This is a genomic window from Arthrobacter sp. AK01 (genome assembly GCF_021109375.1).
Classification (GTDB): Bacteria; Actinomycetota; Actinomycetes; order Actinomycetales; family Micrococcaceae; genus Arthrobacter.
Genome location: NZ_JAJOHP010000004.1, coordinates 68,300 through 82,950, shown reverse-complemented (window position 1 = coordinate 82,950; position 14,651 = coordinate 68,300). Strand labels below are relative to the sequence as shown.

The 14,651-nt window shown below is 60.1% G+C and carries 11 protein-coding genes; 4 read left to right on the top strand and 7 right to left on the bottom strand.

Translation table 11 applies throughout. The annotated features are described in order from the left end of the window. Window positions 1–106 precede the first annotated feature (106 nt). Window positions 107–3,712: an NACHT domain-containing NTPase gene (locus LN996_RS02585; protein WP_231338634.1), complete on the bottom strand. Its 3,606-nt coding sequence runs from the start codon at window positions 3,710–3,712 to the stop codon at window positions 107–109. 260 nt (window positions 3,713–3,972) lie between these two features. On the opposite strand from LN996_RS02585, the gene LN996_RS02580 reads away from it, so the two are divergent. The 4 genes from LN996_RS02580 to LN996_RS02565 all read left to right on the top strand — a co-directional run bounded on the left by LN996_RS02580 (window position 3,973) and on the right by LN996_RS02565 (window position 9,108). Further along, window positions 3,973–5,205 (top strand): ATP-binding protein, encoded by a 1,233-nt coding sequence (locus LN996_RS02580; RefSeq protein ID WP_308102688.1) that lies wholly within the window; start codon window positions 3,973–3,975, stop codon window positions 5,203–5,205. A gap of 223 nt (window positions 5,206–5,428) precedes the next feature. Then, on the top strand, window positions 5,429–5,674 hold the full coding sequence (locus tag LN996_RS02575) for a hypothetical protein (protein WP_231338632.1): 246 nt from the start codon (window positions 5,429–5,431) through the stop codon (window positions 5,672–5,674). A gap of 11 nt (window positions 5,675–5,685) precedes the next feature. Continuing rightward, the gene (locus LN996_RS02570) at window positions 5,686–7,212 is read left to right on the top strand and encodes a deoxyguanosinetriphosphate triphosphohydrolase family protein (protein ID WP_231338631.1); all 1,527 of its coding nucleotides are present in this window, start codon (window positions 5,686–5,688) and stop codon (window positions 7,210–7,212) included. Window positions 7,213–7,455: 243 nt separating this feature from the next. Then, window positions 7,456–9,108: a hypothetical protein gene (locus tag LN996_RS02565; RefSeq protein ID WP_231338630.1), complete on the top strand. Its 1,653-nt coding sequence runs from the start codon at window positions 7,456–7,458 to the stop codon at window positions 9,106–9,108. Window positions 9,109–9,601: 493 nt separating this feature from the next. On the opposite strand, the gene LN996_RS02560 is transcribed toward LN996_RS02565, so the two are convergent. From LN996_RS02560 to dhaL (LN996_RS02535), 6 genes are read right to left on the bottom strand one after another with little or no spacing between them, the layout of a single operon-like run. Beyond that, complete coding sequence (locus LN996_RS02560; RefSeq protein WP_231338629.1) at window positions 9,602–10,540, bottom strand: aldo/keto reductase; 939 nt, start codon at window positions 10,538–10,540, stop codon at window positions 9,602–9,604. Continuing rightward, window positions 10,537–11,505 carry a class II fructose-bisphosphatase gene (gene glpX, locus LN996_RS02555; protein WP_231338665.1) on the bottom strand — a complete coding sequence of 323 codons (969 nt, stop codon included), beginning with the start codon at window positions 11,503–11,505 and terminating at the stop codon, window positions 10,537–10,539. Before glpX ends, LN996_RS02560 begins: the two co-directional genes overlap by 4 nt. A gap of 35 nt (window positions 11,506–11,540) precedes the next feature. After that, window positions 11,541–12,206 (bottom strand): dihydroxyacetone kinase subunit DhaL, encoded by a 666-nt coding sequence (dhaL, locus tag LN996_RS02550; RefSeq protein WP_231338628.1) that lies wholly within the window; start codon window positions 12,204–12,206, stop codon window positions 11,541–11,543. A gap of 26 nt (window positions 12,207–12,232) precedes the next feature. After that, window positions 12,233–13,240, bottom strand: a complete 1,008-nt coding sequence (locus LN996_RS02545) for a dihydroxyacetone kinase subunit DhaK (RefSeq protein ID WP_231338627.1) — start codon at window positions 13,238–13,240, stop codon at window positions 12,233–12,235. A 50-nt stretch (window positions 13,241–13,290) separates the two neighbouring features. After that, window positions 13,291–14,004 (bottom strand): HPr family phosphocarrier protein, encoded by a 714-nt coding sequence (locus LN996_RS02540; RefSeq protein WP_231338626.1) that lies wholly within the window; start codon window positions 14,002–14,004, stop codon window positions 13,291–13,293. Next, complete coding sequence (dhaL, locus tag LN996_RS02535; protein WP_231338625.1) at window positions 14,001–14,651, bottom strand: dihydroxyacetone kinase subunit DhaL; 651 nt, start codon at window positions 14,649–14,651, stop codon at window positions 14,001–14,003. Before dhaL (LN996_RS02535) ends, LN996_RS02540 begins: the two co-directional genes overlap by 4 nt.

Here is a 14,651-nt window from a genome sequence, read left to right as displayed (position 1 = left end):
GAGCTCATCTGAGCATGTCCAGGCCCCCGGGTGCCGGAGCAGGGCACTCCGGTACGGGCGGGTCGCGAATGCTTGGAGGTGGTCCCGTGCTGGGCAGTCCGCCCGGTTACCGCTGAATCTCGCCTTTCTTCGCGGAGGAATCCCGGTTGCCCAGTTGTGCCAGCCGTGCGGCCACTTTATCCTTGGGCCGGGGATGGCTCTGCGTACAAACATCATCAGTAAGAGCCATGGGCTGTCCGCACTGCCAGCATGTCCAGGACGTTGCTTCCTGGATGACGGTCGGAAGTTGGTCGATCAGTTCCTTCGGCCACTCAGGGACCGGGAGAGATTCATTCCTGATTTCAAGATCACTGTCCTGGAAGTTCTGTATCAACGTTGGATAGTCCTTCTTCTCCCAAGCACGAATGGTTTGAACCCGTCTGGCCCCGCTTCGGCATAGCGCGTCTTCATCGACCCACTTCATGCCGGGGCGATGCCATTCGGTAACGATGCCGAGTTCCTTCTTTGCCTGGGGCGTTACCGCCGCCACAAGATGCTCCAGCTCTTTAATGGCTGAATCTGAGACCTCCGTAGCGGCCAGAAACAAGGTGAAGGCCAAACGGCCAAGCCAATTGTTTCGCGACCGCCAAGCTGACAGGGCGTCGTCTTCCCACCCGGCAGAAGGGGACAGTGTGGCTTTTGGTGTTCTTGGCGATGGGACGGTAAGCCTTAGTCCCTCATCGGGCCCTACCGCAAGCACCGCCCTTATCTGGGCTGCGACTTGGCCTGTGGGGAGGGAGGAGTCGTCTACAAGCCTTCGGATTGTTTGGCACGCCAGCGCGTGATGCTTCTCCGCCGCCCAGTAGAGCTGTCCGAACGGCAAATCGTTGATGCGAAGCAAAGTGTAAGCAGCCGATGCAGCATCCAAATGCCAGAGGTCAGCGGCTGAGCACGCTTCAGGCTCCCCTAGGGCATCTCTCATCAATTCGTCGGGCTGCGAGGTTTTGCTGAATGACTCAGGGAAGGCAGCAAGAAAGTCCCCTTCCAGACCGCTGTCGTGGAACGCGACTTCGTCATGAAATCCCTTTGCCCTGAGCAGTTTCCGGACATGGTCGAAACTTTCGGTCGGGCCGATCAAGGAGCCAGCAAGCACTCGGGACGCCAGCCGGCTTTGGGATGGGTCAATGATCTCCGCAGCGTGTTCGGCAACCACCTCTATACCCGAGACATCGATGTCCTGCCAGGCCGTTACGTAGCCGTCAGACCAGGCCTTATCCGGTACGGGAGGCAGCGCTGCTTCGATAAGCTGCCAGGGTTCCTCCGTCTGAGTGTTTTGAGAGTTGCCTATTGCCAGCAGAGCCAAGAGGACGGCCTTTTGCCGGTTCTCCAACTGGAAGTCCGCAAAATCGCGCAGCTGCTGCTTCTGCTTGCTGGACAGGGGCAAGCCAGCGAGCCTGACAGCCAACCGATAGGCAGAATCCTCGGGGCCGCTTAGAAATTTCAGGGCGTCGATTCCGGACGAATCATTGTTAGAATCCGTGCCGCGGGGCATGAATGGAAGCCTTTGCGTTTGCGCATCCAGCACCCGGGCAAAAGTTGCGTCGCTGAGTTTGGCCCCTTCATCAACTGCGTCGAGTACGACATCCAAGAACTCCACCTCGCCGTCGGCCGCGATGGTGGCGATCCATTCCATTGCTTCAGTTTTGAGCCCACACAGTAGGCGCACCGTTACGAAAGACTCCGGATCGGACTTGTTGGCAAGCACCCAGGCCTTCATGACATCGATGTCACGGGCGAGAAGCATGGCAACGCCGATTTCTGCGAAGAGCCTGGAACGTGCACGTAGCAGTCCTTCTTCTGTGGAAGTGACGAAGACTGCCGCAGTAGTGTCCCAAAAGCTCAGGATGGCTCTTGCATAGTCGTAAGTGGCTGGGCCAGGGATGTTCCATGCCTTTTGGAGACGACGTTCTACGGCCTCCAGCGCCGTCGTCCATTCCCCGTCGCCAGCCACAACCCCCGCAATGTCAGCAAAAGTGTCTAAGACGATATGAGCCTGATAATCAAGCGCCAGGCCCGGAGCGATGCTGTCTATTCGCGCCATCTCCCAACGTTTAACGCTGGAGTCCAGTGCGGCCCGGAGCAACCCGGAGCGGGAGCGTGGGACACTTGCGGGTCCGTGGGCGACAAGAACCGAAATCATCAGCATCGCCAGCAACGGCACTGCCCAAAGATCACCATCTTGACGCCGGGATGACCCGACGAAGGCGCGTCGGATTTGCAACCATTCGGCGCGGTCCGTCTTCTTTTTTACCGTCTCAGAGAACCTGACGAGGAGGTCATCATCCAAGGACGACAGATCTTTAGGCGGTAGAAGTTCGACGTGGGGCAGACGGATGCCGCTATCTGCCGCCGCCGGGTAGCGGCTCGAGACAACCAAGTCCGTGTGGCCCTGGAGCCCCCTCAGGAACTTGTTGAGCCAACCCGCCACCAAGGAACGGTGAGTGGAGACCTCGTCCAGGCCGTCAAACAGGTAAATGACGAAGCCCTCCGTCATGGCCGCAAGAAAGGCGCTTTCCAGAACTTGATTCCCACTGGCAAGGAATTGGGCCAAGTCTCGCAGACCCCATTGAACCGTGGAACGGACCTCCATGGCTTTGGCGAGTTCACGAAGGCGGAAGGGCAACGGGAGAGGTGCGGCTTCATTTGCCGCGAAGTTTGCTGCGATCTGGGTCAGCGAAAACGACTTCCCAGTCCCTGGCCCGCCCACCAGAAGGTATCGGCCTTGTCTCCGGGTCACATCTAGCAGGGAGAACTCGTCGCGGGATTTGCTCCTGGGTTCCTCGGACTTAGCCGGTCGATTCAGTCGTACCCTCAGTGCCTGTGAACATTCAGGTCTTGTGAAGGCTTCTAGATGGATTTCAGTGGATGGGAAGTGGACCAAGTCTTTTTGGGCAGCGAGATCGCACCGAAATATGGCTAGTTCGTCGTCCTGTGCCTGTTGGCGGGCGGCGAGAGCGCCCATAGGGTCGGCAAGGACAGGTATGTGTGCGTGACGAAGGACGGCTCGCCAACCGGCAATGTCGCTACCCGCACGCTGGCGGCTCTGATCGTGAAATGAGCTTTCCAGGATTGCAAAGGCGGCGTTTCCACTTCCCGGGGCCACAACTGAAGAGTCCAATAAGGCACTCCCAAGTTGGACTGCCTGTCCCTGGGGGGAGGTGTCGAGAATGACTATGTGTACTTTTCCCAGCAATGATTGCGCAGTGGATTTGCCTAGGTGGTGGTGCTCGGTCAAAAGGCGGATCGCATCTTCGATCGCCGTGTTTTCACCCGACGAGAGCGATGTGTTGGCCCGCTGGTGTTCCAGCGCTTTACCGAGCTTCGTGAGTGACCCGGAGGCCGTGGCCACCAGAAGAATGAACCTGTCTACCGCCGCTGCCGTGCCGTTGAACTCCGCGGCCACCCACTGCGCGACGGACTTTTTGTACTCTTTACCCAGACCACATGAGTTCTTAGCTTGTATGTGGATCGTATTGCCATCGCTGAGTACGACTTCAATGTCGTCGACCTCATTGTCCGTTTCCAGTGAGATTCTTTCAGGCCATGCATCCGGTCCCAGCCAGGGAACGCTCTTGCCGTTCAGCCCGCAGGCGGCGATGAGTGCCGCAGCTATGCTCCGATGGTTGGAGCCGCTTTCTCCCGCGGCTCCTCCGATCGCACCCTGATTCACCAATGCGGACCCCTTACAGCTATACCCGCCGACAGTGGCCAATAATCGCACGCGTGAGGGGCTCATCCAAATATAGGCGAACGAATCAAAGCGGCGTTTTCGTGAGGTGAGCAGTTTCCCTCATTGCGCGAGCAGCCGACGGGGACGCGCCTCGACGGGGGCTCGGTCGGGCGATCTCGGTGCTCATCGTCAGGAGAATTGACCCACAATTAGCCTTCCGACTAAATTTAGCCGTAGGACTAAACGCGTATGAAAGAGAAACCATGCAGGCCATGACTTTCGCCAACCCGTACCGCCCTGGAGCTGGACACATGCCGCCCCATTTGGCCGGCCGAGAGAGCGAGTATCGCGACTTCCAACGCCTATTGGAGCAGGACAGGGTCGTGGACAATCTGATCCTGACAGGGCTTAGGGGCGTCGGTAAAACAGTACTCATGGAGACATTCCGTCCTCGTGCCATTGCTTCGGGGTGGGTGTGGGTCGGCACTGATCTATCGGAATCTGCCAGTGTTACCGAGGCCACCATGGCTACCAGACTCATCACGGATCTGGCAGTGGCAACCTCTTCGGTGTCGGTGGAGCAGGGCGTGGACGTTCCCACGGGGTTCAGTGCGAAGGCACCTTCCCGCGTACGAGTGCCCGTGACCTATCAGATACTGATGAAACTCTACGAGAACACCCCGGGTCTCCCTCTTGACAAGGTTAAGGCCGTTCTTCGGTTTGCCCATGAGTGTCTGGCCTCCATCGGGACGCCCAAGGTGGTCTTTGCCTACGATGAAGCACAAAACCTGGCGGACAACTCTGCCAGAAATGAGTTTCCCCTCTCAGTGCTGTTGGACGCCTTCCAATCGGTGCAGCGGGAAGGGATACCCTTCCTGCTCCTGCTGACTGGGCTGCCGACGCTCTTTCCTAAACTGGTCGAATCCAGAACCTACGCAGAGCGGATGTTTCGTGTTCTGTCGCTTGGCCGGCTCAGCAAAGACGAAAGTAAAGAGGCGATACTGAAGCCTTTGGACGTCGCGGACTGCCCTGTGCTGTTTGACGAGGCGTCCGTGCAAACGTTGATCCGGGAGTCCGGGGGATACCCCTACTTCATCCAGTTCATGTGCAGGGAAGTATTTGACGTCATCATTCAACATGCGGCGCGCGGCGAGATGCAGCCCGTGCCGGTGGACGCCATCCAGCGGAAATTGGACGCCGACTTCTTCGCGGGGCGGTGGGCGAAGGTAACTGACAGGCAGCGTCAACTCCTCTTTGCCGCCACTTCGCTCAACCGCGGTGACGATGAGTTCACGATCCAAGAGTTGGTGGAAGCATCCAAGGCAGTTCTGCATAAAGGCTTCACGCCCAGCCACGTCAACCAGATACTGGGCAGCCTCAGTGATCAGGGGTTGATCTACAAGAACCGTTTCGGCAAGTACTCCTTTGCTGTGCCGTTGCTGAGTGAGTTCATCAAACGAACCACAGAGGGAGCGGTTGACCAAGGCATGTTTTGAAATGCCGTCTTCCGTGCCGCGGGCCGGGGTTGGAGCCGGCAGTATTCTCACAACCTCGTCCCTGTATCCACGTTCGCAGAGGCGGCCGCGAAACGCCGCAGCGGTCTCAGGGATACTGCCGATGGTGACTATGATTACTGCATAGCATTCACCACTCGGCGTGCAGACGCATCATTCGCGACCTAGCGGAGGTAGCCGCGCCGCCGGCGTACTGAGGAGAGCAATGACCGAAAGGTTGGAAGACCTGGCTGCTGATGAGCAGGTCAAGCGCATGAAGTTGATGTCCGATACGATTTCGGACCTGCTCGTGGCCGAAGGCGGGACGATGTCGCTCAAGGCGTCTCGGGAACAAGCTGCAGAAAAGCTTAAGACGACGGTTGATGAAGTCGATTACGGCGTGGTCTATGGGGAAGCCACCCACAGGTTCAGCATGGCGGACAGCGCCGGCTTCCTTACGGCCATCGCTTAAGCTACTTCGCCATGACGATTGGGGACCCATTGGGTGAAGAACTGGAAAAATTGCCCGACGGGTCTCTGGTCGTGGAGAACCAAAAAACAAGTCGCCATAATCGACGTCTTGCCGGTAGCCCGGGCGAGCACGACTTGCGCACGGAGACCGAAAAGGACCGTGGCCGGATAAATTATTCGGGTTTTCTGCGGCGCCTTTCTGGGGTTACACAGGTCGTATCACCGGACCTCGGCACTCCGCGACTTCATTCCCGTGAATCGCATTCGCAGAAAGTTGGCTTGGTCTCACGCGAAATCGCCGAGCAGATAACCCGACAGGCGGCGGTGGATGCAGATCTCGCCAAGGTCATCAAAGGCTTCGGCGGCTTGGACGTGTCCGCAACCGAAGCAGCGGGGTTGGCGCACGATCTCGGGCATCCGCCCTTCGGGCATGTCGGAGAAGTTGTTCTCAACGAGCTCTTAAGACGCAAAGGCGTCGCGGATGGCTTCGAAGGTAACGCCCAGTCGTTTCGTATTGTCACACGCTTGGACTCGCGGCGCATTGACGCCTTGGGAACCGGATTGAATCTTACGGCGGTCACGTTAGCCGCAATCTTGAAGTATCCGTTCATGTGTCCACCCGAACAGATGCTCAAGGGCAGCGATGAACTTAAGGCAGCATCGGTACCACCCAAGTTTGGCGCCTATGTCTCGGACAAGAACGAATTTGAACGGGTCATGAAGCATACGGCCTCCGATGTCCGCGGCGATCGGCAATCGCTGGAAGCATCAATCATGGACTTGGCAGACGATATTACATACGCCATCCACGACCTGGAAGATTTCCACCAGGAAGATGCCATCGACTTTGACGAGGTGCGCGCTGATCTCAGACGAGCCCACAAGAAACTGGGCGAGACTCAGCTGAAAGACATAGACCGCGCGGACCGGAACCCGTTTGTGCAGGCTGCCCTCAAGCTGAATGAGGACTACCCCGAGTACTTCAATAAAGACCGCTACGTCGCCAAACTCACGAGGACTGAGGACATGCTTGAGACTGGCGGCCTTGCCAGTCGGCACAGTGGCAGCCGGCTGCAGGCCAGCCGGATACAGTCGAAGATGGGCGTGACCATCGAGGAGTTCTTCGGGGCCGTCCGGGTCAGTGCCGATCCACAGTGGAAGGGCGGGCCCAGCGTCTACCTGGAGCCGCATGCATGGCATATGATGCAGTGCTTGAAAACGATCACCCGGCGGTATGTCGTCGACACCCCAAAGATCGGCCTCATCCAGCGTGCGCAGCGGAAGGTGCTCACAGAGTTGTTTGAGGGCCTCTGTGAATGGGTGGGGTCAGAGCCCATGTTTGCTGAGTTGCCGCAGCCACTGGCAGACTATTTGAAAGATGCCTCTCCCGGCGCGTCTGGTAAGGTGCCGGGTACTCTTTCGCCGGACCACTTCCGGGCCATCGCCGACTATATCTGCAGTCTGTCAGATCAGGAATGCTATGCACGGTCGAGTTGGATAAGGGGCGTTGAAGTCCCCGGATTGGCTCTTGCGCGCTGATCCGACATGGCATGGCTGTGAAATCCGTAACCTGCCTACTCTAAGCATCTGCTACGCGTAGAAGGCGACGTGGGGCTGGACCCGACGTTGCACGGATTTTCGCGTTCGAGGTTGAGGCTGTTGCGAAGATTCTGTTCCCGCTCTGCCCGCTTTGTTCAGGTTCGCGGACAAAAGCTCCGGAGTTTTCCTTGGTGTCAGTGACTTTGGACAAGATGACGGACTCGTGAAGCGAGGATGAGGACTTTGACTGACGTTTTCAGCACTTCGGAGCTGCAGGCGCTGCGTGGCGAAAAGCTGATGGACGACTTCATGCGGGCCGGCACAGAGCCATGGACCGTGGTCTACGCCGGTGAGGGAGTGGCCACCAGGCCGGTCTCGACAGTCGCCTACTCTGTACTTGCTCCTCCGGCGTTAAGAGCCGAATTCCTGGACGAAGAGGGCTGGGATGTCCTTATTGGCTGGGGTCGACCCGGAATCATCACATCCTTCGGCGAGACGCGTCAAACGTCATACTTAAAATTCGGCAACGACGACGGCTGGGAACCGCTTGTCATCGTCACCGACAGAGCAGGCACCCGTGAGGCCGAGGTAATCCTGAACCAGGAGTTCCGGCTGGTCTTCGACTTGTTCGAAGACAAGGCTTCAGGAAACTTCGTCAGTGTTGAAAAGGATGGCACTGAGACAGTCGTTGTCGAGGTGTCGGGACGAAATGTCCGTATCAGGACTTCCTTCCTCGCTCGCTTCCGAGCCCTCAAACAGCTCGACTTGTGGCTCTACACCGAAACGATCACTCATTTCCCTGCCCTGAGCCAGGATGGTAACTTCGAGCAATTCAACACAAAATGGAAGAACGCCGATTCTGCCGGGCTCAACCATGTAAGCCTCCGCCTCGATTACCCGGCCGCACTCTTCCGGGCCAAAAAGTACCTTGGTCCGGCACCGATCGAACACTGTAACTTGTGGCAGTACGAGGCTCGGGACGAGACATACGAGGACTTCATCATCGGGGAAGATGAAGTCGGTCGGACCATCAAGTTCACCTGTGAAATAGATAAACTGGGCGACTATTTTGGGAAGAACCCTGACGCACCCAACTACCTCACGCCTGTCTTCTTCCGTAGCGAAGTTTTGCAGAAGTACTACAACAACCCCGAGCTGTACACGGTTACGGAAGGTTCCGTATCCTGCAAAGGCCGCTGGCACCTGAGGCTGGACAACGACCACGGCGATCACGTGGCCGTCTTCCTAGGGGATTTGGGCGGGGACCTTCCGGAGTCCGAGCGTCAGTACTGGCGAGCATTCAACGTGGCGCCTTCAGGGGAAATGAGCGGCACATATGTCCGTCGTTCGTTTTTGGGACAGTGGGCCGACGCGGAGCAGCCTGACCATCAATTGAAACGGGCTTACAAGGACCTTCAGTCCCGGTGGCTCCAGGTCCATGGATGGCAGCTCCATCGGAATCCTCACAAGATCGACGAAGGGATCTTGGATAGGTTGCATGTTCCCCTCAATGAAACCCAGACCGAGTTCGAAGACCAGCTGATGATCCTGGCGAAACTTCTTGTTGATTTCCTGAACGACAAAGGGATTGGCAAGGTTGTTGGTAAGGGACCCGAGAACGAAAGAAGCCTGGGAAAGCTTCAACGCTTCTTCGAGAAGGTCGGCTACGACCAAGGCGATGAGGACCTTTCGTTGCTCAGAGAAATACAGGAGCTCCGTTCACGGGTGGCCGCCCATACGAAGGGCTCGGACTACGACAAGTTCATCGCAAGCAAACTCGCAGGGATGTCGAAGAAGGAACTGGTCAGGGACCTCCACCGGAGATCTACACTGATGTTGCGACGGTGGTTTGAGCTTGCCACTGTGGACGGTGGCAAAGAAGTCGCCGAGATATAGCTGCAGCGGCGGTCCTATGTGAATTCCAGGCCTGCCGGTATGGCTCGCGAAGTAAGCAGGGCTTTACACAGCGACTTCTCGGACGCTGCGACACCGGGGGCATGAGGCACCCTTAAAGTTTGCAAACAAGGGGTGTGCAGTAGCCCCGCAGCGTCACATTCATCCCACCAAGCCTCGGTCTGCCCGGTTCGTAGTCAGGCTCCCACGGCGCTGCAGAGTTCACCGCGGTGGGCGACATCGGCTGGGGTGACGCTATATAGGTGAAGGTTTTGGTGGCCTTTCGCCGGGCAGGAGCGTGCCCAGGTTCCGGGATCCTGGGCGTAACTCACGTTTTCGTATTCCGCGTTCGCGAATGATCGTGGAACAAACGTGACCCGTTTTAGGGACTCAATAGAATCGTTCATCACCCACGAAGCGGTGCTGCGGACCCGGTCATATCTATGGTGCGGTCAGCCCGGGGTTGCTTTGATCGAGCAAACCCGGGCTGACGGACTTATTGCCAGGCCTGAACTGCCCGCTCAGACCAGTAGCGGTTTGGGTCCACGGCCAACGGGGCGAGTTCCCGATCGTCCGTTGGAGTTCGGGCGGCCAAGTTCGCCGACAGTTGGGCGGGGGTAACCGCGCCGCTAAGGACGACGTCGGCCCACGGCTGCGCCAAAGCGGCACCGAGCGCGAACGCGTCCGTCGTTTGCCCGTCCCAGCAAGCCAGATCATTCACAGACTCGACGGGACCACCATCGGTGAGCCGTCCATTGGCCAGTGCTTCTTTGACCACCACGAACCACCCCGCCTCGTGGGCTCTCGCCAGTGCCGGTGCCGCTGATTGCTCCAACACGTTCCACGTGGCCTGGACGACCTGAAAGGGTGAGCCTGGCAGTGAGCGGGCCCGATCGATCACTTCGCCTTGAGCTGGACCGCTGGTGGAAATTCCAACCCGTACCCCGGCATGGCTCAATTGTCTGAGCTGTTCGAGCAGACGAGTGTCCGAAAGTGCAGGGCTGTCCGGGGTTACCGAATGGATCAAGTACAAATCCGGTGGGGTGCCCAGCGCCTGAACAGTTTGGGGCCACTGGCGTTCGAACATGGCAGGGGAGTGCTCTTTGCGTTCATGCACGTCCGCGTCCATCGTCCAGTTGCCGACGTACTCGTACCCCCACTTGGAACCGATGACAAGATCCGGACGCCGCCCTGGGTATCCGGCCAGCCAGGATCCGAGAAACTCTTCGGCGTACCCGTAGGAGCGGGCAGCGTCGAAGTACCTTACCCCGGCATCCCATGCGGCATCGAGCAGCTGATGGGCCCGGTTGCGCAGGTGCGCTGGCGTACGTTCGGCTGAATCGCCCAGGTCATTGTCACGTCCTGCGGTGATGTAGGCGGGACGACCGATGGCCGCCAAACCCAACCCGATATGCCCGTGTTTTCTCCCTGTCATGTAGAGGGCCTGCCGGTTGTGTGGTCGGACTGCACTCTGCGCATGGTCCGGGTTCCGCTGCTGAGGATCAGGCTTTCCGTGCGGACCCGGTCGCCTCTTCGTTGCACACCCCGCAGCAGGTCACCATCGGTCAGGCCCGTAGCGATGAACAACGCGTTCGGTCCTTGCACGAGATCCTCTGCCTCCCAGATGCGTGATAGCCCGGCGGCTTCCCCGTCCAGCGGATCTGGTCGGTGAAGCCGGACCTGCATGTAACCTCCGAGGGCTTTCACAGCGCAGGCCGTCAGCACTCCTTCGGGGCTGCCACCGACCCCGAGGGCCATGTCGACTGCGGAGCCCTCGCGGGCGGCGTTGATGCCGGCTGCGACGTCGCCGTCGGGGATGAGCAGTGTGATGGCACCGGATGACCTGATCTCATCGATCAGGGCCTTGTGCCGGGGTCGATCCAGGACGGCGACCTGGATCTGGTTGACCGGTTTCCCTTTCGCGTTAGCCAGGGCTTGTACATTGGCCGCGACGGTGTTGTCCATGTGGACCACTCCGCGCCCGGCCGCGTCGGTGACGATCTTGTCCATATAGAACGTCGCGGAGGCGTCCAGCATAGTGTCCCTCCCGGAAACAGCGATCACGCACAGGGCATTGGGCCTGCCGGCCGCTGTCAGGGTGGTCCCGTCGATGGGGTCCACGGCGATGTCCAACGCCGGCCCCCGGCCGGTGCCGACGAGTTCACCGTTAAAGAGCATGGGGGCGGCGTCTTTCTCTCCTTCCCCGATCACGACCCTTCCCGCGATGTCGACGGTGGACAGATACTCCCGCATGGCATCCACAGCGGCTGCATCCGCGGAGTTCTTGTCCCCGCCGCCGATCCATCGTTGGGCGCTGATCGCTGCAGCTTCGGTGGCGTGTACAAGCTCGAGCGCAACGTAGCGGTCCAGCAGATCGTTGCCCGCGCCTCCGGGCACCACCGGTTCTGGCTTGAGGCGCGTCGTTGAGGCACTCACTACGCGGATGCACCCAGGGGCTGCCACACCCGGGAGTTTCCGGCGGCGTCGGCACCCGCTTCGAAGAACAGAGCGATGGTCACCGCACCCGGGTCCAGGACGCCGCGGGCGAGCTCTCCCACGTAGGTTGCCCTGCCACGGGCGGCGATGAGGTCAGTGGTCGATTCGGCGCCTGCGCGGGCCGCCAGCGCCGCCTCGAGAAGGGCTTCCGCCAACGTGCTGCCACGTTCTGCTGCTGCGGTGAGCGCCACGGACGCCGGTTCCAGTGCGTCGATCATGGTGTTGTCGCCGACTTTGGCTCCACCGAGCTTCTGGATGGTGGCCAGGCCTGAGGCGATGCCTTGGGCGATTTCATGGACAGCTGCGGCATCATTCTTCGTGCTTTTGGCGATGTCACGGAACCACATACCGAACAACGGGCCGCTGGTGCCGCCGGTGGCCATGAAGCCGCGGCTGGCGGCCTGGAAGACACTGATGCAAGTGGCTTCGGCAGCGGCGGGCAGGCCCGCATGGGTGCGTTCCAAGGCGGAGGCGATGTTCGTGCCGAAATCGCCATCACCGGCGAGCCGGTCCAACTCAGTCAGGTAGGCCTGGGTTGAGCCGAACCGTTCGCTGAATGAGGTGATCCACGTCAGTGCAGCGGCGCCGTCGATGAGGTTGTTCATGGTATTTCCTTTAGTTGTTGTTTCGTTTACCAGGTAAGGGCAGGGGTGCGGACGGTGTCGTCCCAGAGGCTGAGCAGTTCCTCGTCGGCCACCGTTAGAGTGACCGACAGGCCATGCATGTTCAGGGACGACACGTAGGTTCCTGCCAGCGAGCGGGCAACAGTGATGCCGCGGCTGTTCAGGAGGTTGTGGACGTGGCGGGCGGCGATGGACAGTTCCAACGGGTAGGCACCCCCGAGGCCATTGACAATCGCGATGACCGACTGTCCGCGTTTGAGGTCAAGGCTGGCCGCAAGGGGGGAGACGAGTTGTTCGACCAGGTCGTCGGCCGGTGCGTACGGGATTCGCCCGGTGCCGCGTTCGCCGTGGATTCCAACACCGAATTCAACTTCGTGGGGTTCGAGTTCGAAGGCTGCTGCAGATTCTCCCGGGTGGGCGCCGGCGTCCAAGGCGATGGCGAGGCTGCGGGAGCGGGCTACCACACCGCGGCCAAGGGCCGCGATGGTGCCGGCGTCGGCGCCGCGTTCGGCCAGGGCGCCGCAGACCTTTTCGACGGTGACCACTGCCGCGGTTCCCCGGCGTCCGGGGCCGTCGCTGCCGTTATCGGAGGCGAGGTCGTCGTCGACCAGGACCTGTTCCACGGCAAAGCCGTCCTCGTCTGCCAAGGCGGCGGCGATCTGGAAGTTCAGGACGTCTCCGGTGTAGTTCTTCACGATCTGTACTACCCCGGCGCCGGTGTTGGCCAGCTGGGTGCCGGCGTGGACCTGATCGGCGGTGGGGCTGGCGAAGACAGCACCGCAGACGGCTACATCGAGCATGCCACTGCCAACGAATCCGGCGTGGAGAGGTTCGTGCCCGGAGCCGCCGCCGGAGACCAGCCCGACTTTTCCGGGTGTCAGGTTTTTGCGGGAGATGAGGTTGTTTTCGTTGTTGAACGTCACCAGTTCGGGATAGGTGAGGGCAAATCCGTCGAGGGCTTCGTCGATGACGTGGTGGGGGTTGTTGACGATGTGGCGGCGCACGGTTGTGGGCATGGGTTTACTCCGGTTCTTATGGTGGGTTGATGTAAGTCGGACGAGAGGTGTTAGAGCTCGCCGAATCCTTGGAGGACGAGTTGTTTGACCGCGTTGACCGCCTGTGGTGCGTCGGGGCCGTTGGCATCGATGCGGATCTGGTCGTTCTTGCTCGCGGCGAGGGACAGGATCCCGATGACACTGGAAGCGTCCACTGGTCCGCGCCCGGCCGTGGTGTTGGTCAGTTCGATCTCGGCACTGAACTCGCCGGCGGTCTTGACCAGCAGTGCTGCAGGCCGCGCGTGCAGACCCATGGGATTGACGAGGCGTTCCTCGGCACTGGCTTCGTGATCGTTTAGAGCAGACGCCGGTGGCATGTCTGTTGGCCCGGTGCCGGGTTGTGACTTTTTCGCATCGAGGGCGTTGCTGGCGTCCACAGCGATGACCTTCAGGGTGGCGCCCGCGGCGGCGCCAACGACAGCCGCTGTTGTCGCCTCCACGAATGGTCCGTCACTGATGATGACGGGGTGGGTGCTTTCGCGCAGGTCCAGGGCCAGGGATGAGCTGAGAACAGCAGACCCCAGGTCGGTGATGACCAGAACACCGTCTGTGTCGGTCAGCTCATCGATCGCCGATGCGATGGCAGTCGCGTCGGTGCCGAAGCCTCCTGCCGCTCCCGCGGCGATCCGGATCGCTGGTCGGGTCTCATGGACCATTTGCAGGGCGAGGTCCCTGGCAGCATGAGCCAGTGCTTCACTGTGTGAGACGAGGACGATACCGATCATCGGGTAGGTCCTTCCTCGACGCTGGCGGCCAAGGCTGCGACCAGGATCGCTGCGGATGCGGCTCCGGGATCGATGTGCCCGGCGCTGCGCTCACCCAGGTACGAAGCCCTACCTTTCCGGGCGACAAGGGGCTTGGTGGAGTCCCTGCCTTTGGACGCCGCGGCTGAGGCGGTGGCGATGGAGCCGCGCAGGTCAGTACCGCTCGCCAGTGATTTCGACAAAACCGTCGTGGCGGGTTCAAGGGCATCGATCATGGTTTTGTCGCCGATCCCGGCGTGGCCCCGGGCGATGACCCCGTCCACGCCGGCGCGGACAGCTTCTTCGAACTCTGTGGCTTTCAACTGCCGTGTTGCAGGGCTGTTGCGGCCCATTTCGAGGAAGAAGGTGCCGTAGAGGGAGCCGCTGGCCCCGCCGACGGTGGAAACGAGTGTCATGCCGACGGTTTTGAGCAGTTCCTGCACGGTGGCGGGGGTGACGGCGTCGAGTTTGTCGATGACAGCGGCGGTGCCGCGGACCATGTTGGTGCCGTGGTCAGCGTCCCCGATGGCTGAATCCAGTTCGGTGAGCCAGTCCGCTTGGGAAGTGATGTCCGCGGCGAAGCGCTGCAGCCAGGCATGAAGGGCTTCGACGGTGAGTGCTTCGGTCAT